This window comes from Geopsychrobacter electrodiphilus DSM 16401, from assembly GCF_000384395.1.
Taxonomy (GTDB): Bacteria; Desulfobacterota; Desulfuromonadia; order Desulfuromonadales; family Geopsychrobacteraceae; genus Geopsychrobacter; species Geopsychrobacter electrodiphilus.
On sequence record NZ_ARWE01000001.1, the window covers coordinates 395464 to 421495 of the forward strand.

Consider the following 26032-nt stretch of genomic DNA (forward strand, 5'->3'; position numbering starts at 1 on the left):
TTCCCCCTGAAAGTATTTGAGTTTTAACTCTGCGTCATTTCTGTCGCAGGTCATTGTGTGGCGGACAAAGAAGGTATAAAAAACAAGGCTAAAGGGGGAATAATGATCCAACTGGCATCGAACCCCCTTCCGACTTTGCGAGGAAAGCCACCTCAGACAAAAAAAGCCGGGCGCCAAAGATAAAATCATCCTTCGGTAGCTCAGCCGTCTTGTCGTAGTTTTTGAAGTAAAGACCCGCCGCTTTCCGTTCCCCCCTCACGGGAAGTTAGGCTTTTCGGGATTGCAGTACTTTTGTTAGGATTTGTAGCAGGCGTTGTTGAGCTGTCAAGTCAACTTCTTAACTGTGTACAAAAATTAATTACTATTGGCACATAAGGTTGGTTTGTTCATTTAGGGCAGCGCAACGGCAGGGTGTGTGTTTATGGGTGATTTTGCTGGATCTTCAGACGTCACAGGCGGGATGGATCAGAGATGTGTCGGTCTGCGTTGTTTCTGGCTTAGTCATGCCCTCCTGGTTTAGGGCTCATAGGCCTGGGCGATGCCCGCGCCTGAGGTTTCGCGGTAGAGGGCCGGTAGTGCCTGGCCGGTCTCTTTCATGACCCGGACGATGGTGTCGAAGGAGACCTTGTGCTGGCCGTCGGATAAAAGGGCAAAGTGACAGCAGCTGAGGGCACGCGAGGCGGCATGGGCGTTGCGCTCGATGCAGGGTATCTGCACCAGCCCGCCGACCGGATCGCAGGTCAGGCCGAGGTGATGTTCCAGCCCCATCTCGGCGGCGTATTCGATCTGGGCCAGCGAGCCGCCATGCAGCCTGGTCGCCGCCGCCGCCGCCATGGCACAGGCGGTGCCGATCTCCCCCTGACAGCCGACCTCGGCGCCGGAGATAGAGGCGTTGGTCTTGACCAGATTGCCGATCAGACCGGCAACTGCCAGGGCGTGCAGAATATCCTGCCGACTGCAGTCGAGGCTCTCATCCAGATAATGCAGCACCGAGGGGAGCACCCCGCAGGAGCCGCAGGTTGGAGCGGTGACGATGGTTCCACCGCAGGCGTTCTCTTCGGCGACCGCGTAGGCGTAGGCGCAGAGCAGCCCGTTCTGTTTCAGATGTGGACCGAAGAGCGAGGCCTTGCGATAGAAGGATCGCGCCTTGCGCGCCAGGCCCAGGCCGCCGGGAAGGGCGCCCTCCTGCTGCAGACCGCGCGTGATGGAGAGCTGCATCGCCGCCCAGATCTGATCCAGATACTCTTCAATTCCATCCCCCTCGCAGGCCTGAACATAATCAACGAGCGAGGTTCCCTGTTTTTCACACTGATTTAGAATTGCGGCCAGTAAGGTGAGGGTATAAACCGGCTGGGTTGTCTGGGTAATCGGTCCGCTCTGATCGAGCAGCGCGCCGCCGCCGACGCTGTAGACCTCCCAGCTTGCAAGCACATCTCCGGTTGCCGAAAGGCTCTCAAAACGCATGCCGTTGGGGTGCAGCGCGAGTTGCTGCTCGGGAGACCAGACAATCTCCAGAGGCCGGGGAGAGAAGCTTTCATTCAGAGCCTGATCGGTCAGATGACCGCGACCGGTGGCGGCCAGGCTGCTGAACAGGGTCACACGGTAGCCGGGCGCATTGGGCTGACGCTTGAGAAAAAGCTGCGCGGCGGTCCGTGGTGCCATGGTGTGGCTGCTCGAAGGGCCCTGGCCGATACGATAAAGCTGGCGGATCGATTCCATCGTGGTCATTTCGGTCATCCTTTAAAGGTGAATGCCTCACTGACACTATACCTCATCTCACTGCAGGCGGGTTTCTGGGGCCCTATCCCAGATCTTGCGTGTCGCGCAGCTTGCGGTAGAGCGAAAACAACATTGCACCGATCAAAAGGACCCCCAACCCGAGCACGGCCAGTGGCTGAACTCTCTCCAGGGGGAATAATCTTCAGATCATGGGACGTCCTGAATTTAAGCCCTGTTCGGATTAAAAATAGGGTTGTAACCCTTCTGGAATATGCTCCCATTTACCGAAGATACGCTGGCTGACTGGGACGTTTGCCGGGCTGACCTCTGCCAGCCATGTTTCGGAAAACTGTCGGGTTGCCGTTGGTCCAAGTAATATCTCAGATGAGACTGCACGACGAATGACGCGCGCGACCTCTCCAGAGTCAAGGGGAATCGTCCATTCGTCCGGTTCCAACTTGCCTTCCTGCATGAGCTGAACCTGAGCGTAGCTGACCGTGAGTCGCAGACGGTGCCAACGGATCAGCGGGATAAGTTGAGGCGATATCTCGAGGCGCGAAGCCGCTGTGGACAGGTTCCAGAGCGCGGTGTCCTGGCCGGTCTGCTGCCATAGTTCAACCTGCTGCTGGAGCTGTTTCGCTTCCCCGCAGAGGGCGAGTTTGCGGATGAAGCCCGCACGGGTGACCGTTTCCCAGGGGCGCTTGTCTAACTGGGCGACGCGACGCAGGGCGGCAGCTTTTTGATGGCGATGCTTGAAGACAAAGGAACAGTAATTGACTGGCAGGTTTAGCTGAGTGCGATGAACAAAGCTGAGAATCTCGAGTGCCGCCAGTTCTGAATCGAGCACGGTAATCTTTTCGCCATGCAGGAAGGTGTAGTTTCTCTCGTTCATCTGTCTGAAGTTGTGCTGGGTCAGGCGCAACTGGTGAAGATTGAGGTGATTAACCCCAAGTTCTGGCAGCTCCGGCAGGACCTGTTTGAGGGTCGAAACTGCTTCTGGAACTGCTGGGATCTCAATGCTGATCACCGGGATCAACCCTTTGGCCTCGGCAATCTTATGGCACTTGTAGCCCGTCGCGCCGATATCAAAACGGATCTCATCGAGCCCCGCCTCTGCCAGTTGTCCGGCAATCTCACGCGTCAGCAGGATGCCGTTGGTGTACATCCAGAGGTGACCATGTTTCCCCAGTCCCTTGCGTGCGGCGCGCAGAAAGGCCAGGGTGCGGTTCAGGGTCAGCAGAGGTTCACCTCCGCTGATGCTGGACCCGCTGAAACCGAGTCGTTTCAGGTAAGTTGTGTAGCTCCGGGGGTGCCTGAATGACAGATTGTTGGTTGCCGGAATTTCACCCCGGTCCTGCGCGGTGGGACAATAAAAACAGCTGGCGTTGCAGCTGGCGTTGATAAACAGACAGGACCAGTTACCGGCGACACATTGCTGGCATCCGGGGGAGAGCTCGCCGATATGTGGTTTGGTTCCACCCGCTGTCCACTGCAGCTGCTCAGCCAGTGAGGCGAGCAGCTCCTGTCGCTTTCGGTCCGCTGATACCTGGCGCCGGCGGCCGGGAAATTTAAGGGCGCGATAGTATAGGCCAAATTCGTCCTCGTTGCCGGTGATCAGCCGACGAGATAACCCTGGTAAGTTGGGCATATATGTGGAGCTCCAGTGGGAAAATATGTTCGCCTGAATCAGCGAGGGCTTGCCTGGAAAAGGCGAGCTTACGGATGTCCTGCTATTAGCGCTTAACGCGGTTTTTTTGCAATCAAGAAATGCAGACGAACCAAAAACGCCCCGCCGATTGCGGCGGAGCGTCATTCACTCATCTGCATAAGAAGAGAGCCCTGGGCGGTACGTGCTCAACCCGAGGCTGTAGGTTAGAGTGCTTCAGTCAAGCGTATTTCTGTCAGCAACTCCTCTTCCTTACAGCGTCGCTCGTCCCAGCCGAGTTCGGTCTGCATGATCTCCATTACGCGTGGTGCCGCGGTGCGTGCAGCCTGGGTGTCGAGCAGGGCCAGGGGCATGCGCCGTGCCAGAACATCAATGACTCGTTCGGCCATTTCATGGCGTACGGCATAGAGGACTTCGGCCTCTAGTACCGGATGATTCTCGACCAGACGTCTGCCGCCGTCTTCCTTCGCCAGAATTGCGATATGCTCAGCCTGGTCGCCGTAGGTGCGATTTAGATAGGCGGCGACATCGGTGTCAAAACCATATTTTCTGCTCAGCTCCAAATCTCCCTTTTCGGCATAGGTGGCCCCGCCGATAATCGCCAGGCCTTCAGTCTGGCAGGCTGGAATGGCTGGCGACAGCTGGAAGTTTTTCAGGGCATGATCCACAGTGTCTTCAGCCATCTTGCGGTAGGTCGTCCATTTCCCCCCGGCTATGGTCAGCAGGCCGGTCGGGCTCAAATCCAGAATATGATCACGGGCCAGGCGGGCGGTATCGACCGCCTGGGGGTCGGAGACCAGCGGGCGCAAACCGGACCAGACCGCCTTGACATCCGAGCGCTCAACGCTGAGGTTAAAATAACGCGTCACATGGCGCAGCAGGTAGGCGATTTCAGCTTCAAGGGGCTTGGGGTGCTCACTGATTTCGGCCGGCTCGTCAGTGGTGCCGACCAGGGCATGATCTTCCCATGGCAGGACGAACAGCACCCGGCCATCTTCAGTCTGGGGGATCATCAGCCCGGTGTCAGGTGGGGCGAAGCGCTTATCCAGTATGATGTGAATCCCGCTGCTGGCCGACAGAATTTTAGGTACCTGCGGGTTGTCGAGCCTGCGGATCTGGTCGGTAAAGGGGCCGGTTGCGTTGATCACACCTTTGGCGCGTACCTGCCAGGTTTTCCCAGTTAACGAATCGCACAGCTGCACGCCGCAGATTTTGCTCCCGTCTTTGATGAGGTCTTTGACTGCCACATGGTTGGCGATTACGGCACCCTGTTGGGCTGCGGTCAGGGCCAGGGAGAGCGCCATGCGTGCATCGTGAAACTGGCCGTCGTAATAGAGGACCCCGGCCTTCAACCCTTCGGCCTTTACCGTCGGGAAACGGCGCAGGACTTCCTTGCGACTGAGCAGGCAACTGTGGCCGACGCTGCGTTTTCCCGCCAGGATATCGTAGAGCTTGAGTCCGGCGAACACATAGGGGACGTCGATCCAGCGGTAGAGCGGAGTAACCAGCGCCAGCCGGTTCGACAAATGAGGTGCGTTCTTCAGCAGGGTGTAGCGTTCGCGCAAACCATCCTTCACCAGATTGTACTGGACCCGGTCGAGTTTTTTGACCGCCATTTCCAGATAGCGCACCCCGCCATGGACCAGTTTGGTGCTGCGGCTGCTGGTCCCTTCGGCGAAGTCGTTCTTCTCAACCAGGGCCACTTTCAGCCCCCGGCTGGCGGCATCCAGTGCGACGCCACAACCGGTGGCGCCTCCGCCGATGACCAGCAGGTCGTAGCTGCTGCCATCTTTTAAGTGCTGGAGATACTGGCTTCGTTGCATGATTACTCCTGATTTGGTGTTTTCCTGACAACTAGGCAATACTAGCAAATATAGAAACATATTAGGTAAACGCTTTGATATTCTTTAATATGTCACAAATTGACTCAGATGGAGGCATCTTATGAGGGAAGGCCATATCCTTGCCATCGATCAGGGGACGACCAGTTCCCGGGCGATGATTTTTGACCAGAGCGGACACTGTGTTGCGCGGGCTCAGCAGGAATTTCGTCAGATCTACCCGCGGGATGGCTGGGTCGAGCATGACCCGGAGGAGATCTGGAAATCTGTGCTGGCGGTCTGTCGTGACGCGTTGCAACAGGCCGAGCGGATAGGGATTCAGGTCATCGGCATCGGCATCACCACTCAGCGCGAAACCACCATAATCTGGGAGCGTAAAACCGGCAAACCGCTTTACAACGCGATTGTCTGGCAGGATCGCCGCACCGCTGAATATTGTGCCGAGCTTAAACGGTCTGGACATGAAGCGAAGGTCGCTAAAAAGACCGGCTTGCTCCTCGATCCTTATTTTTCTGGTACTAAGTTAAACTGGATTCTCGGGCATGTCGAGGGCGCGCGGGCCAAGGCCGAAAAAGGGGATCTGGCCTTCGGCACCATCGACAGCTTTCTGCTCTGGCGGCTGACTGGAGGGAAGGTGCACGCAACGGATGCGACCAATGCTTCTCGAACCCTGCTGTTCAACATCCATGAACAAAAATGGGATGAATCACTGCTCGAACTGTTCAATATCCCTGCTGCACTGCTCCCCGAGGTGAAGGACTGTGTCGCCGATTATGGCACGACCGACGCGCGTGTCTTTGGCCGGGCCATTCCGATTGGTGGCATCGCCGGGGATCAGCAGGCCGCTGCCATCGGCCAGGCCTGCATCGAGCCGGGGATGATCAAGAGCACCTACGGCACCGGTTGTTTTGTTTTGATGAACACCGGCGAGAAGGCCTTCCGTTCGCAGAATCGTCTCTTGACCACGGTCGCCTATCGCATCGCCGGCAAGACCAGTTACGCCATCGAAGGTTCGATTTTTGTTGCCGGGGCGGCGATCCAGTGGCTTCGCGACGGGCTTGAATTGATTGGCTCGGCCGGTGAGGTCGAGGGGCTGGCGCAGGGGCTCGAATCAAACCGTGGCGTGTATCTTGTCCCGGCGTTTACCGGATTGGGCGCGCCTCACTGGGACCCTGACGCCCGTGGAGCGATCTTCGGTCTGACGCGCGATACCGGCATTGCGGAAATTGCGCGCGCCACCCTCGAATCGGTGGGATATCAGACCTATGATCTGATGGAGGCGATGAAACGTGACAGCCAGACAGGATCGCTGAGCTTGCGCGTGGATGGCGGGATGGTGACGAATAACTGGTTTCTGCAGTTTTTGGCGAATATTCTCGATATTTCGGTCGAACGACCGCGCGTCATCGAAACAACCGCACTGGGCGCGGCTTATCTGGCGGGAGTACAGTTCGGTCTGTTCACGTCGTTGGCCGATATCAAAAAGCATTGGCAAGGTGACGCTCTGTTCACGCCGCGGCTTGCCCCCTCGGCGCGGAAAGAGCTGTTGCGCGGCTGGGAGAAGGCGATATCAAGGGTTTTGGAGGCGGAGAATTGAGCCCTGGAGGGAGTATGTCTGAACAAAATTTCGATCTGTTCCGTGCCGAACTCTCCGGCAAGGTGGTGTTGGTGACCGGCGGCGGCAGCGGCATCGGCGCGGCGATCGCCGAAGCCTTCTGGCGGCAGGGAGCCAGGGTCGCAATTCATTATCATCACAGCGATAAACAGGATATCTCAGCGCTGGCTCAAAGGATTTGTGCTGCTGGCGGCGAGGCCTTGAGCCTGCAGGCTGATTTTGGTTCAAGTCCTGAAGTTACGGCCACCGTAGCCAAGGCCATAGCGCATTTCGGGCGTCTCGATATCCTGGTCAATAACGCCGGCAGTATGATCGCCAGACGCACCCTGGAAGAGGTGGATGATGATTTTATCGAGCAGGTTTTTGCCCTCAATGCCCGTTCGGTCGTTACGGCCTGCCGCGCTGCGCTCCCCATTTTTACCCTGCAGGGGGCAGGTTGCATTATCAACGTCAGTTCCATCTCGGCGCGCACCGGCGGCAGCCCGGGGTCTTCAATCTACAGCGCCTCCAAGGCCTTTGTCAGCACCTTGACCCGCTCCCTGGCTCGCGAACTGGCGGAGCGGAACATCCGGGTCAACGCGATCTCGCCAGGCACCATCGACACCGCCTTTCACGAACTGTTTTCTAACCGTGAAAAACTCGAAAAAACGCGGGTCGGCATCCCCTTGCAGCGCCTTGGCGAGCCAAATGACTGCGCAGGGACTGCTCTCTATCTGGCCTGCCCGAGTCTGAGCGGTTATGTGACGGGTCAGGTTATCGAGATCAACGGTGGCCAATTAATGGCTTGAACAGGGTCCAATATTCAGGAACTCCATAACGAAAATGCGCGGCTTTGTGCCGCGCGAAATATCAATGCGTTTCCGTGACCTTGCGCAGTGCAGGATGTTCATCGGGGTTGATGCCGTAGTGTTCAGCCAGGGCGACGCAGGTGAGCTGTGAGATATAGGCTAAAAGTGGAGTGCGCGCCCAGCGTACCTCAGGAAACGGCATTTGCAGGTGCGCCGCTGGTGTCTGCTCACAGCCTAAACAGAGAGAAGGCACCGAACGCGCCAACAAGGCGGTGGTCACTGCCTCCTGGCTGTCCATTGGTTCATCGGCCGCTGTGAAAAGCACCACCCGGTCTTGCGGGCTGGCTACCGCAATCGGGCCGTGCAGGTATTCGGCGGTTGAATAAGCGAAAGCTGGAATGCCGACGGACTCCTGCAGCTTCAGCGCGGCATCCAGTGCCCCGGCAACCGAAGGGCCGCGTGCCAGCCAGGTGACAGTGCGGGCACCGGTTAGAAATTCGGCAAGTTTGGTGGGTACACCAGCGGCATCGATGCTCAACATGCAATCCGCCAGCTGTGCTGCCGCCACCTCAATCTCATATCCAGCCAGTGCCGCGGCGATGAAGAATTGGGCGATAACACTCTTGGTCGCAGGTACGGCGAGCTCAGGACCGCAGCCCAGGCGCAGCACATGTTGCGCAGATTTCAGCACATAGGCATCGGCCGCGTCAGCTTCTGAAATGGCGACCACCAGCGCACCCCGTTTCTTCAGCCATTCGGCGCTCGCAGCGACATCAGTTGATCTCCCCGAATAGGAAAACGCGTAGACCACGGCATCACTCCAGTCGGCATCTGGCAGAGGCTGTGTCGTAAGCCAGGGTCGAAACTCAACCGGTTGATGTCCGGTTTGCAGGGTAAACAGGTAGGCGGCAAAGGTGCAGACGTTCCCTGAACTGCCACGCCCGATCAGCACCACCCGTGGCCGATCTGCGACCAATTGGCGAATCCTGGTGGCTTCGCGCTGCCAGCGTGCGGCTTCTGCACGCAGCATTTGCGGTGCCGTGCGCGCTTCTTGAGCCATATAACTCGTTGATGTCAACATGGTCATTTCTCCTTCGAGGGGGTGGTTTCAAGCGCCTTGGCCCGCCAGTAAAACTCGCTCGGCACATTGTTATGTTGATGACCAAGGATACGGGCACGCATGCCCACGTCATCGCCAAATAAAGCGGGTATCTGACTGGGATAGTGACGGAGCACTGCCAGCTTTTCTTCGACATCAACCGGTACGGCGTAGTGCCCGGCGGGGGACCGTTGCAGACGGGCGAGTGCCTGCAGAGGGCTATCCTGGTCGCCGCGGCCGATACGCGTATCGGCCACGTAGGGGAAATCTTCGTAAAACAGCAGTATGGCCCCAGCCGCAGCCAGGCGAACCGCCACTTGCGCGCAGATCTGATGATCAACATGATGCCCGATACCCAGAGGGCTCAAGAGCAGAATTTTGCCCAGATTAAGACACAGGCGGCGCAGCACCAGATAGAGCTCCTCGCTGTGCGCCAGGTCTTCGATGCGTGGCGATATCCAGCGTTCGCGAGCACTGAGATAAATCAGTTTGCCGGTCAATGGGCTGCGACGATAAATGCCGTCGGCAAAGCCGAGATGGACGAAGTCGGTGTCAACCGAGTGCATGGCTGCGATATCTTCGCGCCGCCGGGTCTGAGAACTGACGTAACCCCGGCGGTGTGAAATCTTGCTGTTGCCCTTGCTGGTCAGAACGCGTGGGGTGGCACAACTGACACTGACCACCAGGGTTGAGACCCGATCGCGCAGGGCGTGGAGTAAGCCACCGCAGCTCAACGCGGCGTCGTCCAGGTGGGGGGATAAAATCACCACCCGCTCAAATTCACTCCAGTCAAAGCGTTCAAGTAAGGGGAGTGTCTTCATAGGGCGCTCGGCAGCAAATCCCCATAGACTTCTCGGGCACGGGCCAGCATGCTCCGGGCAATCGCCTCCTCGCCGACCAGCGGATTAGCGGCCAGCGCGGCGACCAGTGCCTGCGGGTTGCCGTTTGCCGCGGCTTGCGCGGTGAGTCGCTGGTAGCGTTCAAGCTGTGTGGCGAGGCCCGTAAAAGGGACAGGCAGATCAGGTGCCGCCAGCCGCTCGATCCCGTCGCTTGAGACCCTTACGCGCGTCTCGATGACCGTATCGGCGGCAAAAGCGAGCGTCGCCCCCTGGTTGGGCAGGTTCAGCACCAGCTCGTGGGGGGTAGGTGACGCCAGGGCCCGAATCACATTGACGGCTAAATCCCCGAATCCCGCCGAACCGCGATAGGTGCGCAGGTGCGGCGTTGCGCTTTTCCCTTCGCTCTTAAAGTGGGCATAGTACCTGTCCAGCGACGCCGCTACCACATCGCTGCGCGGTCCGACGCGCTCTGCCTGGGAGACAAAGGCTGCGGGGAACAGATAATAGGGCAGATAAGAGTTTGGCCAGTACCCGGGATTCTCCTCGGCTAAATGCCGGGAGAATTCAAAGCGCAGTTTGTGCTCTTCATCGAACTCCGGCGGTGCCACCAGCGGTGCCGACATTTCCCCTAACGGGGCACCATCAAGCAGGATATCGCTGTACCAGGTGGCGTGGTTGAGACCGTTACAGCGAAAATGATAAGGGGCCTGAGCGCCGAGCGCCTGGACGATGGCCTGCAGGTCTTCATCCGATTGATCGCAGAGACCGATCACTTTCACGCCACCCTGATCGACCAGGGCCTGGGTCACAATGTTACTCGGGTTGGTGTAGTTGAGGATGAGCGCCTGTGGCGCCAGGGCTTTCACCTTGGTCGCGACGCGTAAGGCTTCCGGTACTGAGCGCAGGGCAAAGAAGAAACCACCCGGGCCAACAGTCTCCTGGCCGGGAATGTCAAACTCCAGCGGCAGGGTTTCATCAATGCGGCGGGCCTTAAGGCCCCCTGGGCGGGTTGAGTTAAGAATCAGGTCCGCCCCTTCAATGGCCGCTTCGAGGGAGTCGGCAACCTCGACGTTAAAGACCCCGGCGTTGCGGGCCATGGCGCTGGTGAGTCGTGCGACAATCGCCAGCCGGTCGACATCGGTATCGTACAGCCGCACGGTTTTCAACGGCAATTCAGCTGCGTGCAGAATTAACGCCTGCAGCAGCCCCGGGGTGTAGGCGCTACCGCCCCCCAATATACTTAAGGTTTGCATAAAGTCCCTTCGCTTAAGTCAGCCATAATGCTGGGATCCGTGATCAGACCACCAGTTTGCTTTAGAATTCGTGCCGCCGCATCGGTACCGAGCTCTACCGCTGCCTTGGGTGTGGCACCGCGCAGCAGACCTGCAATCACACCGCCACAGAAGGCGTCGCCGGCTCCGGTTGGATCAAGGACCAGGGTTTTCACTGCCCGGTTTTGTATCGCCGTTCCCTCAAGTCCGCCGCAAACACCGTTGGCCGCGAGGGTGACCAGCACCGAATCTGCTGCACCGGCCAAACGCTGTGGTGCCGTGGCGACATCGCTACAGGCCCTCAGCGCTTCTTTCTCGTTGAGAACCAGCAGATCCCAGGCGGGGCTGTTGCGCCTGGCAAGCTGGTCCAGTCGGCCTGGGCTCCAACTGCCACTGACTGAAATTCGTGCCCCATCCCGCCGTGCTTGCGCCAGAGGCTCTTCAAGTCGATCAGCCTCTTCCAGGCCCGGCACGTGTATCCAGCGACTTTTGGGGAGCTGCTTAACCTTGGTCAGAACCTCAAACTCGCTCGTGCTCACGAAAGAGCGGTCACTTGAATTGGAGAAGACCAGCGAAATGGCCGGGTTATCGCTCGCCGCGAGTGGTTCGAGCCTGATCCCCAGACGTTTTGCCAGCAGCACCACCGCTTGATCAACGATGCCCTGTCCCAGCGGGACGCACAGGCAGACCTGCAATCCGAGGGCAGCAGCGACCGTCGCACTGTTGAGCGCTCCACCCAAGGCCAGTTGTATGCCGTCAACGAACAGCTCTTCCCCTGCGGGTGGGCGTTGGTGAGGTGGGACAAAGACCTCAAAATAGGCCATCCCGACAACGACAAGATCAGTTTCGCGTTCGGTCATCAGACGCTCCGCACGGCTTGCATAAATTTTTCACCCCAGTTCACCACGTCGTTTTCGGTGACGATGGCGGCCATCCGTTGGCAACGATAGGTCATCTCATCCGCACCCATAGTGAGTGCTTGATGGAGGGTTTTCGACATAGAGTCGGCATCGTAGGGATTGGTCAGCAGCGCCCCATGCAGTTCGACTGCTGCGCCGGCAAATTCTGAAAGAACCAGAACCCCAGGAGTTTCGGTGACGCTTTTTGTGGCGACATATTCCTTGGCCACCAGATTAAGCCCGTCTCGCAGTGGCGTGATCCAGGCAACATCGCAGGCCGCGTAGTGCGCAATGACCTCTGCGTAAGGGAGGGAGCGATAGAAATAGTGCACGGGTGTCCACTCAATGGTTGCGAAACGGCCATTGATGCGGCCAACGATCCGATCGACCTCAATTCGCAGGCTTTCATAAATCTCCATGCCGGGGGCTGCAGGCGTGATGATATTGAGCAGGGTAACGCTACCGCGCAGTTCCGGGTGATCCTCGAGCAGATGTTCGAAGGCTTGCAGTTTTTCGAGGGACCCCTTGACGTAGTCCAGCCGTTCGATCGAAACGATCCCCTTGACGCCGCCTAGCAACGCCTTGATGCTGGTGATCTTCTTCTGCACGGCGGGCTTCTTGACGATTTCTGCGATGACCCCGACATCAATCCCTACAGGATGGGCTCCCAGTGCCACGCGACGACCGGAAACCTCGATGGCCGAGGTCATTGAATCGACGCCCAGGGCGCATCCGTAGGTCACAAACGCCGGCGCGCAGGAGATTGTTTCGAGGACCTCAAGCGGTGAGTAGGAACGCACCGCATCGACGAAGTTTTCGACATAGCGAGGGATATGAAAGCCGACATAATCACACTGTAGCAGGCTGCCAATGATCTCGCGTCGCCAGGGGAGAATGTTGAATACGTCGCTGGAGGGGAAGGCGGTGTGGTGGAAAAAAGCGATACGCAGGTCCGGCCGCAGTGGCCGCAAAAACGCCGGGACCATCCACAAATTATAATCATGAATCCAGATAATCGCCCCTTCGGCGGCTTCTTGTGCCGCCTGCTCGGCGAAGATGCGGTTCACGTCAAGGTAGCGTTCCCAGTGGGCCTGATTAAATTTTGCAATGCTCGGAAAGGTGAAAATAATCGGCCAGAACGCCTCCTTCGAAAATTTCTTGTAAAAGAGATCGACATCCTCTTCTGTCAGCGCAATCCGGGCGACTTGCAGGTTCGGGTAGCGCTTGCTGTCAACCGCGACATGCTGAATGAAACCTTTGGGGGCGCGACTGGCCTGCAGCGACCAGGCCACCCACGAGCCGTGGCGCGCACCGGCAAAAAAACCGAGCAGCGTCGGAATGATGCCATTGGGACTTTTTGGCCGTTTCTGTAGAACCACCCCATCTTTAACCACCTCGTCAAATGGCGGCCGGTGATAGACCATGACCAGTTCGGCTTCGCCGCGCTCATCCATCAGGCGTTGAGCCTTGCGCGTACTTTCAATCTGGGTTCCATGGTGTGCCAGCCCGGCCAGGATTCCACCGCAACCTTGCTCCGTGGCAATATAGACGCGCGGCATTTTGCGCACCCGCTCAATCAACGCGGGTTCGGCGCCACCGACGACCACTCCGCGAAAGCCGCTGGTGTACATGGAGAGGTCGTTTAAGGTGTCACCGGCGACAACGACTGAATCCAGGTCAAAGCCTTCGCTCTCGGCAAGCTGTTGCAGTGTGGCGCCTTTATTGACGCCCCGCGGCAGGACGTCGAGATAGCGGTTTGCGGAAAAGAGCAGGTCGCAATCAAGGTCCTCAACCGCCGCGCGTAATTCGTCGCTGATCCCGCCCTCATTAACGAAAAACGAGCAGCGTCGCTCCTGGGGCACCGTTTGTCGATGCAACAGCGGAAACTTGGCGAGCTGCTGCAGGACATATTGCGAACCGGGCCAGCGGGCGGCGATGTCATGGTGGAGCGGATCGACCGGGCTCAGGTCGCCATGCATAACCGTCGCGCCGACATCAGCAATAATGTAGTCGGGCTGCGGCAGCGTCGAATCGCTGAGCAGCGGGATGATCGACTCTAAGCCGCGGCCGGAGACATAAATCAATTTCGCTCCCGCCAAACCACCACTGAACAGGTCGCGGATCCGTCGTCGCGTTTCTTGGGTTCCTGCGAGCAAGGTACCGTCAAGGTCAGTTGCCAACACCAGTTTATTGGTCATGATGAGCGGTTGCGGTTTATTGATTAAGTGCAAATTGCTTCTCCTTCTGATGGAATAGTGCGGTGAGATTCCACCGCACCCGGCATGAAGCAGGGCGCCCAGCTTGCGGGTCGTTATTCGTACATCCTGATCTGGTCTTATGATCTCGACCAGGACAACCCTTGTGTGGGCCTCCGTCGTTGCCTGAAATTTTCTGGCTAAGCTAGGTGGTTGCTGGTGTGTTTGAAAAAGACCTCGATATGCCCGGGGCGCTTGCTCCGCCTCTATCCTCAGTTAAGTTTTGGGGAAGCCCCTCCTTTTTAACTCTCCAAAATATTCGGAATTCGGGTGGTTTCCCCCTTATGGTTCGTCAGCGTGTATTCCTTGTCGTTTTTATCCGTAATCGAATAGTTCGGCATCAGCGGAATTTTGCCGATATTGGTCGCCAGCACGTACATCGGCTGGGCCAGACCGGTGGTGTGACCGCGCAGGGCGTCACGGATCAGTTCGGCTCCTTTTTCGACCGGGGTGCGAAAATGATCGATCCCCGGAGCCGCTTCGCAGTAGAACAGGTAATAGGGACGGATCCGGGTGCGCAATAGTTTCTGATGCAGCTCTTTGAAGGTCGGCACGTCATCGTTTATCCCCTTTAGCAGCACCGCCTGATTTCCGACGTTGATGCCGCAACTCATCAGGTCAAACACGGCTTTTTCAGTCTCAGCGGTAATTTCCTTGGGGTGGTTGCATTGGGTATTGATCCAGACCGGCACCTTATGAAATCCGCCGATCGCTTTTTTCAGGCCCTCGGTAATCCGTTGCGGCAGAACGATCGGCAGGCGTGAGCCGATGCGGATCATCTGAATATGGGGGATGGTGCGCAGGCTGCTGATCAGGTATCCCAATTTATCATCTGGCAGCAGCAGGGGATCGCCTCCGGTGATCAGCACGTCGCGGATCTCCTCGTGTTCGCGAATCCAGGCCAGGCCTTCTTCAACATCAAAGCGCAGCTGTAGATCCTGATCGACGACCAGCTCTTTACGGAAACAGTGACGGCAGTAGATGCCGCATTCCTGGATGACGGTAAAGGCGATACGGTCGGTGTACTGCCGTGCGATGCTGTCGGGGCGAACCTCGGTGGTATCACGGTTCTCCTTGAACATCAGGTAATCATCCATGCCGAATTCATTGACCTTTTCCTGCATCGAAGGAATCACCTGCATGCGTATCGGGCAGTTTGGATCGTCCCTGTCCATCAATGAGGCAAAATAAGGGGTGGTCCCCCATTTGGTGTTTAAAGACCGGATCGCCTCCTTTTCACCGTCAGAGACATTGATATAGGTTTCGAGTTTTTCCAGGGTGTTGACCTGATTCTGAATCTGGTGAACCCATGGTTCTTGCATTGAAACTTTCCTTTCAAAAAAAAACCGGCCGGAGGATTTTGTCCTTCGGCCGGTTTGGTTTTATCAGCGTTTTACTTAAGCGGCGTTACGCGCTGCTGCCAGCCATGCATCCCAGGTACTCTGATTCTTTTTGATCCACTCTTTTACGTGGCGCTCGATATCTTTCTGCGACTTTTCGCCGTTCTGCATCTTGGTGTTTTGCTCGTTAATGTCACCCAATGGCAGGGTAAAGACCTTAAAAAATTCTTTCGCCGCAGGGTTCTTGGCTAAAAAATTCTTGTTGGCGACTATCCGGATGTCGGCGACCACAAACCCGAGTTTGATTGGATCGCTGACCGCGCCATCGACACCACTGACGGTCAGGCGATCGACCATCGGTTTTTGCGCTTCAGTCGGGTTGATCTCGGGCACGTTGATCCACATGACATCTTTGCCGGGCTTGAATTTGAAGACGGTCCAGTTTGGTGCCCAGGTATAGAAGAATGCCGGTTTGCCAGCATTGTACCGCGCCAGAGCATCGGCCATGCTTGCCGAGTAGGCGGCTTTGATCAGGTTGATGTCATCCTCAAGGCCATAGACCTTCATGTGGTGGGCGATCGTCCCTTCACAACCCCAACCGGCGGGGCAGGCGGTTAGATCGGCTTTGCCGTCGCCGTTGGCATCAAAGGCCGCCTTGACTTCGGGGCGTTTGAAATCTGCGAGTGATTTGATATTGAATTTATCAACTTCCTTTTTCGAAACTAGGTAGCCTTGGAGCCCGCCGGCTTTAACGACATAACCTACCTTTTCGGCCTTTTCATAGAAGTTCTTCGGTAACTGACCATTGTGGACCGGGAACCAGCCGTTGGTCCAGTAGTCGAGGTCGCCCAGTGCGAGAGATTGGTAAAAAAGCGGATTGGTTAAGTCTTTGGGTTTTTCAACCTTGTAGCCAAGCTCCTTCAGGCCTTCACGTACCAGGGCTTCCTGAAAGTAGCCGGTGTTCCAGGTCGCTCTGGCCGGTTGGACCTTGACCCCCTTGCCGGGCAGTTGGTTTACCGCAAACGCGGGGATTGTAAATGACAGAAGTAACAGGACGAGCATAATTCGTTTCATGTTTTTTCCTTTTTTAGAGTGAGGTGTGAATTGAACTTATAAGTTATCTCTTACCTATACCCTGGGTGATCCGATCCAGGACCATCGCTAGCAGCACAATCGCCAGGCCGCCGATGGTGGCCAGGCCGATCTCCAGGGTGTTCAAACCTTGAACCACCGGATTTCCCAGACCTCCAGCGCCGATCAATGCGGCGATAACGACCATCGACAGGGCCATCATGATCGTCTGGTTGAGCCCGGCCATGACCGAGGGCATGGCGAGCGGGAACTGGACTTTGCGCAAGACCTGCCAGGGGGTGGCGCCAAAGGCGATCGCAGCTTCGACCAGTTCGGGGTGAACCTGGCGAATACCGAGGCTGGTCAGGCGGATGATCGGCGGCAGGGCAAACACAATGGTCGCCAGGATTCCTGAGACGGTGCCGATACTGAACAACATCACCACTGGTACCAGATAGACGAAGGGCGGGGTGGTCTGCATGACATCGAGACAGGGGCGCAGATACATCTCAAAACGGTCACTTCGACCCGCCATGATGCCGAGGGGAATCCCGACCACCGCACAGAAAACCACGGCGCAGATTACCATCGCCAGCGTGGTCATGGTGTAGTCCCAAAGCCCGAGATAACCGATCAACACGAAGGTCAAGATGGTAAAAACGGTCACTCGCTTGCCGGCATAACGCCAGGCGAGAGCAGCAAAAATCAGGATAAATACAAACGGCGGGACACTGGCGAACAGCCATTGCAGCCCTTCGAGACTTAGCTCGACCGGCGCCTTGATAATTTGAAAATATTCGCGGTAATTAAGTACAAGCCAATCGACGGCGGACTGCACCCATTCATCAAGCGGAATCAGTTGAGTGGTAAAATCAAATATATGCATTGAATTATCTCTTAAGTTTTAGGTTATTCTGCGGTTTCGGTTTCAGCCTGTTCGGTACGGTGCAGGGTGCGCAGAAACAGGTTCTTGGAGACGGCGCCCTGATATTTGCCAGTTTCATCTAAGACCGGTAACGGCCAGGGGTGGTTGGCAACTTCGGGCAGAATATCTTGCATCGAATCACTGATCCGAGCAGGGGTCACATCGGGCAGGTAAGCGCTGGCAAGAATTTGAGGATATTCCGGCCGATCGAGCAATTCCCTCAGGGAGTCCGTCGAGACGATCCCTTGAAATTGATGATTGCTATCGAGAACATAGCCGTAATCACGGTCATTTTTGATCAGGCGCTGCAAGGCGGGGCGGATTCCCTTACCGTCGGTGACGATAATTGTGACTTGGGAGTCGCTGGCGATGTCTCCGGCAGAAAGGATGTTGGTCTGATCAACGCCACGGAAGAAGGCGCGCACATAGTCATCGGCCGGATTTTGCAGAATCTCTTCCGGGGTGCCGACCTGAACTACGCGGCCCCCCTCCATAATGGCGATTCGGTCGCCGATGCGCATCGCCTCATCGAGGTCATGCGAGATAAAGACAATGGTGCGTTTGGATTTGGCCTGCAACTTCAGCAATTCATCCTGCATCTCGGTGCGGATCAGAGGATCGAGAGCCGAGAAGGCCTCGTCCATCAGCAGGATATCGGGATCAACCGCCAGTCCACGTGCCAGGCCAACCCGCTGCTGCATGCCGCCGGAGAGTTCGTTCGGCATACTTGCCGCCCAGGCTTCAAGGCCGACCTGTTCCAGCGCCTGTAAGGCGCGTGCCTCGCGGGTCGTTTTGTCGATACCGTCCATTTCCAAACCGAAAGCAGCGTTCTGCAACACGGTCATATGTGGCATCAGGGCAAAGGATTGAAACACCATGCTCATCTTCTTGCGGCGCATTTTGATCAACTGGTTATTGTCCATGCTGATGATATTTTCATCATCAATCAAAACCTCCCCGGTTGTCGGTTCAATAAGGCGGTTGAGCATGCGCACCATGGTTGACTTGCCCGACCCTGAGAGCCCCATGATGACAAAGATCTCGCCGGTATAGATTTCGAAACTGGCATCCTGCACGCCGACGGTGGTTTCGGTTTTTTTAAAAATAGCGTCTTTGTCCAGTCCTTGTTTGAGCAAGCTCATGGCTTTTTTTGGATGTGGGCCAAAAATTTTATAGAGATTTTTTACTGAAATTTTTACGCTGGGACTCAATTAATTCTCCTTGTAAAACAGGTGGTTGCCGATGGGATTTCGACCCGTATTAAGCGGCGTTACGCACATGTGGAAGTTTCCCGACCTCAACCGAATAGTGAGTGGGGTTAGACTGGATGTGGTCTGCGTTCGGTTGCAGGTTGGTTTAGGTCGGACTATTTTGTTTTTAAGAGGGCAGAGCGACCCGCGACCCGTTTCTGCAGGAACTGCGAGAATCGAGCGCTACTCTGAAAGAAATGGAGATCTGCGAAGCGTTACACGGGGTAACTTTCTTGACGATCTCCTTGCGGGAAAAGGCTGATACACCCTGGCAGGATGCCGCCTTATTCTCAGATCATGATACAACTGTTTGACGGGAAGGTCAACTTACTTGATGTTTAGTCCCTTTTGCGCGAGTTCGAATTGACAGTAAGTCCGATCTGCCCTATATAGAAGCCGATTAGATTCACTATGAACTTTTGAGAGGGAGGGACGTGTAAAACGTAGCGGGCGTAACCCGGGCGGTAGTTGTTTGTCTTCCACTGCCCATATGGCCGAAAGGATTTTGAAGATGGCCAAAAAAAGTATGATTATCACGGGCGAGTCCCTGGCCCGTCAGGGCTATTGCCGTATCAGCAAGCGTAAAAATATCGTTGCCCGAATCGATGTTGAAAACTGGGTCGAGCTTCTTGCGGCACATTTCGGAAAAACCCTCCACCAGATGTTCACCGAAATTCTGGCGAATCCCGGTTACTACGAAGATCTTTTCCGCCGTGAGTGGAGCAAGGATCAGCTGGATGTCAGTTTGACCACGGCGCGTACCGTCCCTTCGAGTTTTGGCTGTGCTGTCGGTTACGAAGAGAAGGACACCCCTTCCGCATAGGGTGTGATTCGCGCATATCACTATTAAAAGTCTGGAGTCCCTGTCTCTTCTCCCGTTGTCCTTTCCGATTGGAATCCTCATGGCTTTGCCCTGGAAGACCCTGGATCGTTTTGTCATTGAAGCAGAAGGGGTTCTTGAATTGCGCCAACGCGGCATCGGGGATTATCTGATTTCCATCGGTAATCAGGTGCTGATGAACAGTAAGGCCCAGCGTTCCGAAATCGCCCTCGGGGTTCTGGGTTGCAAGGAGTTGAAGGGCATGGCCGAACCGCGCGTGCTGGTCGGCGGTCTGGGAATGGGGATTACCTTGCGGGCCGTGCTGAATGAATTGCCGACGGGGGCTCAGGTTGTCGTCGCCGAACTGAATCCGCAGATCTGCGCCTGGTGTCTCGGTCCTCTGGCGGAATTGACCGATGATGCGGCCCGTGATCCACGCGTAACACTCGAAGTCGGTGATGTCTCAGCATTGATTCAGCGCGCGGTGCCCGGCAGTTTTGATGCGGTTATCCTCGACCTTTACCGCGGTCCCGGCCCGCAGACCGATGCGCTTAAGGATCCGATTTACGGCAGTCGGGCCATAGGCCGGACGCTTAGGGCGCTCAAGCACGGTGGCACCTTTGCCGTCTGGGGGGAGAATCCTGATCTCGGTTTCGAAAGGCGTCTTAGCGCCGCGGGCTTCAGCGTGCGTTGTGAAAGACCGGGGAAAGGTGGTTATCGCCATGCCGTCTGGGTTGCGCAGAAGAGGAATCATTCCGTCGGTGATCGCCATTAGGGTGCCGGCGCTGGTCACATATAAGAAAGAGGCTCATGGATAACTTTGATTTAAACGGGCGTGAGTTCGTGGAACTGTGTAATCTGCTTAAACTGGTCGGCTGGTGTCATAGCGGTGGGACTGCCAAGCTTGTCATTGCCGAGGGAACGGTGTCTGTTGATGGCCAGGTAGAGCTGCGTAAACGTTGTAAAATACGTTCGGGGCAGGTCGTCACATATGCCGGGCAGCAGATCTTGATCGACTAGCACAGGACCAACTGGCCTGAATATGATTCAGTTCGGTACTAGCCGAAACCAGTGGGCAACTTCAGTGTAATCCCGGGGTGCGCCGTCACTTAAGTTCATATATTTGGCTATAATTTGTACTGGACTTCGGCCTTGCCGTGATTGAATTCAGGTGGAAGACTGAGGTAGAAATTAAAAAGGGAACCCGAAAACTCGGATTCCCTTTGATTTTTTTGGTTGCGGGAGAAGGATTTGAACCTCCGACCTTCGGGTTATGAGCCCGACGAGCTACCAGACTGCTCCATCCCGCGACAACGTCAGGGAACCTACCCGATTGACTGGCAGAGGTCAACACCTAATTGGCGCCTGGGGGGATTTTCTGTCGAATGCGCGCTTCATCCTTGTCGCCATGGCAGGGTTGGTGATACAAAACGGCTCCTGAAGTAAGCAGTAAATGACCAACTTTAAAAGGATCTAAGCCTTTGCAATCCGTGATTGATCTCGAAAAAGCATTGAAGCTTCGGCAACGCGGTGCGCTGTTTGTCGACGTGCGTTCGCCGGCCGAGTTTGCCGAGGCGACCATTCCCGGGGCGATCAATGTGCCGATTTTTGACAACGAGGAGAGGGCCGAGATCGGTACGCTCTACAAGCAGACGGGGCGTAAGGATGCGCGGCGTCGCGGCATCGAAATTGTCTCGCCCAAGATTCCGCAGATTATGCAGCAGATAGAAACGGCGCGCGATCCGAATGCACCGCCGGTAGTCGTCTTCTGCTGGCGGGGAGGACAACGCTCGCTGGCGATTACGACCTTTCTCAGTCTGGCGGGGATACCAGCTCACCAGTTGGCAGGGGGGCATAAGGTCTTTCGGCGGCGGGTTATCGATTATTTTGAACAGACCGATTTCGGCCGGGTTCTGGTGGTTCGCGGCCTGACCGGGGTGGGGAAGACCCTGCTCCTCAAGCGCCTCGAAGCAGCAGCATATCCGGTGATCGATCTGGAAGGTCTGGCCAATCATCGTGGCAGCGCCTTTGGCGGCCTGGGACTGGGTGACCAGCCGGGGCAGGTCATGTTTGAAGCGCGGCTCTGGGAACGTCTGCAACAATGCCAAGGCGCCGGGTATCTGCTGACCGAAGGGGAGAGCCGGCACATTGGTCGACTGGTGGTGCCGCCCCGTTTTCACCTGGCGATGCAGCAGGAGGTCAGTCTGTGGGTCGATGCGTCCCTCGATTATCGGGTGCGAGTGATTCTCGAGGATTATCCTGCCCTGGATGATCTGACTGCGGCTTTCGAACCTCCGCTGAGGGCCTTAAAGGAACGGCTCGGAAAGCAGGCGGTTGAGGATCTGCTCGGGTTGCTTGCACAGAAAAAATGGGAGGAGCTGACCCGCCGCCTGATGGTCGACTACTACGACCCGCTCTACCTGCATACCTGTCCGCCAGCACGGGTGGAGATTCGGGTTGAGACCCTTGACGCCGGTGTCGAGGATCTTAAGCAGGCCATCCTGAGCGTTTTGGCCTCCAAGGCTTAGCTTCTCTTGCGATAGAAACCGCTGCAGGTTATTCTGCAGGGATGAAAGTCGACCCCGCTCAAAGAACCATCTCTCCCTTGTTTGTCAGCGATTTTACGGTCGATGTGAACGCGCCCTTTGAGCGGCATCTGAATCGACTCGAGGTTGAAGTCGGCGGCGAAGATTATCGGGACCTCAAGCGGGTCGAACTGGTCGAACTGCCGGATTCAGCCTTTACCTCAATGGTCGAGCTGACCGAGCGTCTGCTGAACACCACCCAGAACACTTATAACCGGCAGCTGCTGATCGCGCTTCGGGCACGCGTTTACCTCGACAAGCTGCGCTACCATGTTTATTACCGACTGCCGCAGCGGACCATCCGTTTTGTGCCGAGTTGGCGCGAGCGCGTGCTGACGCGGGTCTTCGGCAGCCTCCCGCTTTACAGTAGCGACTGGATCGCCTGCCCGGCCCTGCTCGAAGGTTTCAGCAGCCGCTACCTGGCCGACGGCGCCGGGGGGAGCCTGTTGCTGCAGTCCGACAAGCCTGATCCCGAACTGCCGCTTTTGACCGTCAGTCATGGCCCTTACGATCCGCATACTCTGGAAGTGGCGCTCTATTTTTTGCGCGAAGGACGCGCGCGCGGGGCAATCATCAATCTCGGTTTCTCCGGGCGCGAACCGCTTGCCGATCAGAACCTGCAAAAGCTCAAGGCCTGGGGGGTGCCGCTCAATCCCAGTAATATCGATGTCATCTACCCTTATGTTGACGCCGATGGCCGCCCGAACTGCTATAAGCAGGAAGAAGGGCTTTGCGCTTTTATCAGCCATTTTACAGCGCCAACCCCGGTCTTGATTGTCGATGTCCACGGCTATGTCGGGACCAGCCCTGAGGATCGTCGGGTGATTGTCGGGCTCGGAGGCCTGCCGCCTTATCCTGATCCGCATAAAATGGGTCTGCTGGAGCTTGATGGCGAACGGGTTCAGCTAACTCCCGACGGACGGCTCGGACAGGGGTTGCAGATGATTCGTGAACTCTCACCCGAGATTGTGGTGCAGTTCTGTGCCGGGAGTCATCGGGGCTTCCATCTGGAGTTGCAGGATGATCTGAGTTTGCGCGGTCGTTTTTTCGATCCGCGACAGGAGGTTGAGAGTCTGCTCCGGGGGGAAGAACGCAACTACCTGAAGGCAGAGAATGTCCGTTGGCTGCCGAGTGCCGGAGCCAATGCGTTGCAGCGGATTCAGGCGTGCAATCTCCAGCGTTGCGCCGGTTGCATGCACGTCGAAATTCCGACCCTGATCCGCCAGCGTATGGCTTTGCGCATGAAGGAGTTGGCGATCACAGATTCGCTGACAAGTTCAGGGCTCTAAGATCGGTGAGGAGTGAGGAGTGAGGAGTGAGGAGTGGCACCAAAATTTCTCGGGATCTTTCTCCTCACTCCTCACTCCCCACTGGTTTTCAGAGCGGTCGCTGATTGTTCATCTCTTTGTAGGTGCCGGTGAAGGGGGCGAGGCGGATCTTGATCCCTTCGACAAAACTATTATCTTTAATCTTTAGCTCGAGAGCCGATTCTCCACCATACTTACCGTAAGGTTCGCCTTTGTGTGGCATATCCCAGGCTTTAATGCGTGCTGCCAGAAAGTAGCTGCCACCCTTTGGCAGGTAAAGGGTGAACTCACCTTTCTGGTTGGAGAGGGTCGAGGCGTAATCAGGCAGACGTTGCAGATTGTTGTCGACGTAGGCGATGGCAAAGCCGCCAGGGAGAGGATTCCCCTGCTCGTCGAGAAGTACTCCGCGGATGCCTGTATCGGTCTTGGTGTCTGACAGGTTTTTTTTGAAAAACATCGGAGCTCTCATCTGGAGCATCTCCAGGTCCACCTGAGTCAGTTTGCCGCTGGCGACTTGTGCCAGAATCCGTTGATGGTCCGAATAGTAGTCCCCCGTAGTAATCGGGCCGTTGGCCAGGCCGCTCAGGCGTTTGCGGGCGACGACATAGTAATTGCCTGGTGGCAGCTCCATGAGGTAACGTCCTGCCGCATCGGTCGGGGCGGAGAGAAACTGAGAGGGACCGAGCAGGTTTGAAATGGTATTGGGGTAGATGTTGACGTAGGCGCCGGCCATAGGAGAGGTGTCTGCTTTGAGCCGGACCTGACCGCTGATCCCGGTTTGACCCTGTCCATCGATCATCCGGGAGATGACCTGGTCTCCTCCGGGTGTGGTGGAGATGGTCGTCGTACAGGCGGGAAGCAAGGTTAGACAAGTCAGGCAGCAGCAGAGTGCAAGGCGCATAGGTAAATCTCCCGGAGCAAAGCAAAGAGCAGGACAGCAAGAATGAAGTGAAGCCAATTGTAGCCGGGACGGAGCATTTGTCAAAGCCAGGTCAGGGCAATGCCCCCCGGGCGTGTTAAGCTTCAGGGCAAGTGTTTTTGATTGTGGCTTTTCCGGGAGTTTTGGTGCCCGGGTCATCATTTTAACCGTATCAAGGGGGTCCTTGTGACTAAAATTTCGATTAAGGCAGGCCATCCACTGAAGCAGAAGACGGCATGTCTGGTGCTTCCTGTCTATGAAGGTAAATTGAAAAAACCGCTCTTCTCTGAGCTTGACGCGTCTCTTTATGGGCGCCTGCAAAAAATTTTCCGCAGCCGGGAATTTAGTGGGAAAGCTGGCGAGGTGCTGCTGCTCCATGCTGTGGAAGGGCTGGCTTGTGAGCGCTTTCTGCTGGTTGGGCTGGGTCCAAAGAAAACCGCCAATGGCACCGCTCTGCGTAACTTTGGCAGTCTGGTGACGACCTATCTGGCCGAGCGGAGTATCGGCCGTTGCCTGATTGACACCAGCGGTTTTCAACTGGCCAGGGGCAGCGAGATGTCGGGGTTGAGCGCGCTCAGCGAAGGGGTGTTGCTGGCGGGATACAGCTTCGATGATTATCGTGAAAAAGTGGCCGACGCCATTTCCCCTCTGCAGGGCGTGACGCTGTTGATCGGGACGTCACGGGACAAAATTGCCGCTGAAACCGCGGTGAGTGATGCGCTGGTGGTGTGTCGCGGAATCTGTTGCGCCCGTGATCTGGTGAATCAGCCGGGGAACACGAAGTCACCGCTGTTTCTCGCCGAAGCGGCACAGAAAATTGCCCGGGAGCAGGGGCTGAAGTGCACCCTGCTGGATAAGGTTGAACTCGAAAAACAGGGGTTCGGTGCTCTGCTCGGTGTTGCCCAGGGGAGTTTGCGGGACCCCTATTTGATTGTCCTTGAATATCATGGCGGGACCAAGGATGAGCGGCCGGTCGCGCTGGTCGGCAAGGGGGTGGTGTTCGACGCCGGGGGGATTTCGCTGAAGCCGTCCGACAAGATGGATGAGATGAAGATGGATATGGCCGGTGGCGCGGCGGTGCTCGGGGCGATCCAGGCCGTAGCTGAACTGAAGCTGCCGGTCAACCTGGTGGCGGTCGTCCCGGCGGTGGAAAATTTACCTTCTGGCTCCGCCTATCGTCCCGGCGATATTCTGAGATCTCTGTCGGGTAAAACCATTGAAGTCATGAACACTGATGCCGAGGGCCGCCTGATTCTGGCTGACGCCCTGACCTGGGTGGGAAAATTCAATCCGCGGGTGGTGATCGATCTGGCGACCCTGACCGGAGCCTGTATCGTTGCGCTGGGGCATCATGCCAGCGCGGTGCTCGGCAATCACGAGGGCCTGATCCGTGAATTGATCAAGGCCGGCGAGCGCTGCGGGGATCGACTCTGGCAACTGCCGCTCTGGGATGAGTACAATGCGCAGATTAAGGGCGACTTCGGTGATATCAAGAATACCGGCGGACGGCCCGCAGGCACGATTACCGCCGCGGCTTTTCTTAAGCAGTTCGCCGAAAAATACACTTGGGCACACCTCGATATTGCCGGGACCGCCTGGAGTGACAAAGGCAGTCCGGGTGAGCCCAAAGGCGGCACCGGGGTCGGGGTGCGGGTGTTGGTCGAGTATCTGCGCGGGCAGTGCTGAGGCGGATGAAAAGCACCCACCTGCGGCGTTCCCCTTGCCTTTATCGCTGCGACCTCGCTTGCGCTACGCCTCGCTCTGCAGGCTGCGGGCGCCTTGCATCTGGGCATTTTTGACCCGCCTCTAATTTACCACCGACC

The 26032-nt window shown here is 56.7% G+C and carries 21 protein-coding genes, 1 tRNA gene and 1 riboswitch; of the genes, 8 read left to right on the forward strand and 14 right to left on the reverse strand.

Going from position 1 to position 26032, the window contains the following annotated elements; translation table 11 throughout:
- Window positions 1-191: 191 nt before the first annotated feature.
- Window positions 192-281, reverse strand: a riboswitch (cyclic di-GMP riboswitch).
- A gap of 235 nt (window positions 282-516) precedes the next feature.
- From D888_RS0101870 to D888_RS0101880, 3 genes are all read right to left on the reverse strand, one after another.
- A complete protein-coding gene (locus D888_RS0101870; protein ID WP_026362172.1) occupies window positions 517-1719 on the reverse strand; it encodes an L-serine ammonia-lyase, iron-sulfur-dependent, subunit alpha in 1203 nt (400 codons plus the stop codon).
- Window positions 1720-1960: 241 nt separating this feature from the next.
- Window positions 1961-3367 (reverse strand): radical SAM protein, encoded by a 1407-nt coding sequence (locus D888_RS20420; RefSeq protein WP_020674825.1) that lies wholly within the window; start codon window positions 3365-3367, stop codon window positions 1961-1963.
- 224 nt (window positions 3368-3591) lie between these two features.
- Window positions 3592-5208, reverse strand: coding sequence for a glycerol-3-phosphate dehydrogenase/oxidase (locus tag D888_RS0101880; RefSeq protein WP_020674826.1), 1617 nt, complete (start codon window positions 5206-5208; stop codon window positions 3592-3594).
- A 121-nt stretch (window positions 5209-5329) separates the two neighbouring features.
- Here D888_RS0101880 and glpK point away from each other — a divergent pair, with 121 nt between their 5' ends.
- Window positions 5330-6823: a glycerol kinase GlpK gene (gene glpK / locus D888_RS0101885; protein ID WP_020674827.1), complete on the forward strand. Its 1494-nt coding sequence runs from the start codon at window positions 5330-5332 to the stop codon at window positions 6821-6823.
- Window positions 6824-6837: 14 nt separating this feature from the next.
- On the forward strand, window positions 6838-7629 hold the full coding sequence (locus D888_RS0101890; RefSeq protein WP_020674828.1) for an SDR family NAD(P)-dependent oxidoreductase: 792 nt from the start codon (window positions 6838-6840) through the stop codon (window positions 7627-7629).
- A gap of 61 nt (window positions 7630-7690) precedes the next feature.
- Here D888_RS0101890 and D888_RS22800 read toward each other — a convergent pair whose 3' ends face one another.
- From D888_RS22800 to proV, 9 genes are all read right to left on the reverse strand, one after another.
- Entirely contained in the window at window positions 7691-8710 is a 1020-nt protein-coding gene (locus D888_RS22800) for an SIS domain-containing protein (protein ID WP_020674829.1), read from the reverse strand.
- Window positions 8711-8712: 2 nt separating this feature from the next.
- Window positions 8713-9549, reverse strand: a complete 837-nt coding sequence (locus D888_RS0101900) for a PIG-L deacetylase family protein (protein WP_020674830.1) — start codon at window positions 9547-9549, stop codon at window positions 8713-8715.
- Window positions 9546-10820: a family 4 glycosyl hydrolase gene (locus D888_RS0101905; protein ID WP_020674831.1), complete on the reverse strand. Its 1275-nt coding sequence runs from the start codon at window positions 10818-10820 to the stop codon at window positions 9546-9548. The genes D888_RS0101900 and D888_RS0101905 overlap by 4 nt, the downstream gene beginning before the upstream one ends.
- Window positions 10808-11698, reverse strand: a complete 891-nt coding sequence (locus tag D888_RS0101910; RefSeq protein ID WP_020674832.1) for a carbohydrate kinase family protein — start codon at window positions 11696-11698, stop codon at window positions 10808-10810. Before D888_RS0101910 ends, D888_RS0101905 begins: the two co-directional genes overlap by 13 nt.
- The gene (gene ggpS / locus D888_RS0101915; RefSeq protein ID WP_425402578.1) at window positions 11698-13935 is read right to left on the reverse strand and encodes a glucosylglycerol-phosphate synthase; all 2238 of its coding nucleotides are present in this window, start codon (window positions 13933-13935) and stop codon (window positions 11698-11700) included. The genes D888_RS0101910 and ggpS overlap by 1 nt, the downstream gene beginning before the upstream one ends.
- A 299-nt stretch (window positions 13936-14234) precedes the next feature.
- A complete protein-coding gene (locus tag D888_RS0101920; RefSeq protein WP_020674834.1) occupies window positions 14235-15314 on the reverse strand; it encodes a KamA family radical SAM protein in 1080 nt (359 codons plus the stop codon).
- 75 nt (window positions 15315-15389) lie between these two features.
- The gene (gene proX, locus D888_RS0101925) at window positions 15390-16394 is read right to left on the reverse strand and encodes a glycine betaine/L-proline ABC transporter substrate-binding protein ProX (protein WP_342666813.1); all 1005 of its coding nucleotides are present in this window, start codon (window positions 16392-16394) and stop codon (window positions 15390-15392) included.
- A gap of 55 nt (window positions 16395-16449) precedes the next feature.
- Window positions 16450-17289 carry an ABC transporter permease gene (locus D888_RS0101930; RefSeq protein WP_020674836.1) on the reverse strand — a complete coding sequence of 280 codons (840 nt, stop codon included), beginning with the start codon at window positions 17287-17289 and terminating at the stop codon, window positions 16450-16452.
- A gap of 23 nt (window positions 17290-17312) precedes the next feature.
- Window positions 17313-18539 (reverse strand): glycine betaine/L-proline ABC transporter ATP-binding protein ProV, encoded by a 1227-nt coding sequence (proV, locus tag D888_RS0101935; protein WP_020674837.1) that lies wholly within the window; start codon window positions 18537-18539, stop codon window positions 17313-17315.
- A 550-nt stretch (window positions 18540-19089) separates the two neighbouring features.
- Between proV and D888_RS0101940 the strand changes: the two genes are divergently transcribed.
- From D888_RS0101940 to D888_RS0101950, 3 genes are all read left to right on the forward strand, one after another.
- Window positions 19090-19401 carry a hypothetical protein gene (locus D888_RS0101940; RefSeq protein WP_020674838.1) on the forward strand — a complete coding sequence of 104 codons (312 nt, stop codon included), beginning with the start codon at window positions 19090-19092 and terminating at the stop codon, window positions 19399-19401.
- A gap of 79 nt (window positions 19402-19480) precedes the next feature.
- Window positions 19481-20173, forward strand: a complete 693-nt coding sequence (locus tag D888_RS0101945; RefSeq protein ID WP_020674839.1) for a spermidine synthase — start codon at window positions 19481-19483, stop codon at window positions 20171-20173.
- 35 nt (window positions 20174-20208) lie between these two features.
- Complete coding sequence (locus D888_RS0101950) at window positions 20209-20418, forward strand: RNA-binding S4 domain-containing protein (RefSeq protein ID WP_020674840.1); 210 nt, start codon at window positions 20209-20211, stop codon at window positions 20416-20418.
- Window positions 20419-20631: 213 nt separating this feature from the next.
- Here D888_RS0101950 and D888_RS0101955 read toward each other — a convergent pair.
- A tRNA-Met gene (locus D888_RS0101955) sits at window positions 20632-20708 on the reverse strand.
- A 180-nt stretch (window positions 20709-20888) separates the two neighbouring features.
- Here D888_RS0101955 and mnmH point away from each other — a divergent pair.
- Window positions 20889-21926, forward strand: a complete 1038-nt coding sequence (mnmH, locus tag D888_RS0101960) for a tRNA 2-selenouridine(34) synthase MnmH (RefSeq protein WP_245555033.1) — start codon at window positions 20889-20891, stop codon at window positions 21924-21926.
- 41 nt (window positions 21927-21967) lie between these two features.
- A complete protein-coding gene (locus tag D888_RS0101965) occupies window positions 21968-23272 on the forward strand; it encodes a hypothetical protein (RefSeq protein ID WP_020674842.1) in 1305 nt (434 codons plus the stop codon).
- A gap of 88 nt (window positions 23273-23360) precedes the next feature.
- Here D888_RS0101965 and D888_RS20430 read toward each other — a convergent pair whose 3' ends face one another.
- Window positions 23361-24191 carry a carboxypeptidase-like regulatory domain-containing protein gene (locus D888_RS20430; RefSeq protein ID WP_020674843.1) on the reverse strand — a complete coding sequence of 277 codons (831 nt, stop codon included), beginning with the start codon at window positions 24189-24191 and terminating at the stop codon, window positions 23361-23363.
- Between the two features lie 204 nt (window positions 24192-24395).
- On the opposite strand from D888_RS20430, the gene D888_RS0101975 reads away from it, so the two are divergent.
- On the forward strand, window positions 24396-25895 hold the full coding sequence (locus D888_RS0101975; RefSeq protein ID WP_020674844.1) for a leucyl aminopeptidase: 1500 nt from the start codon (window positions 24396-24398) through the stop codon (window positions 25893-25895).
- Window positions 25896-26032: the final 137 nt, after the last annotated feature.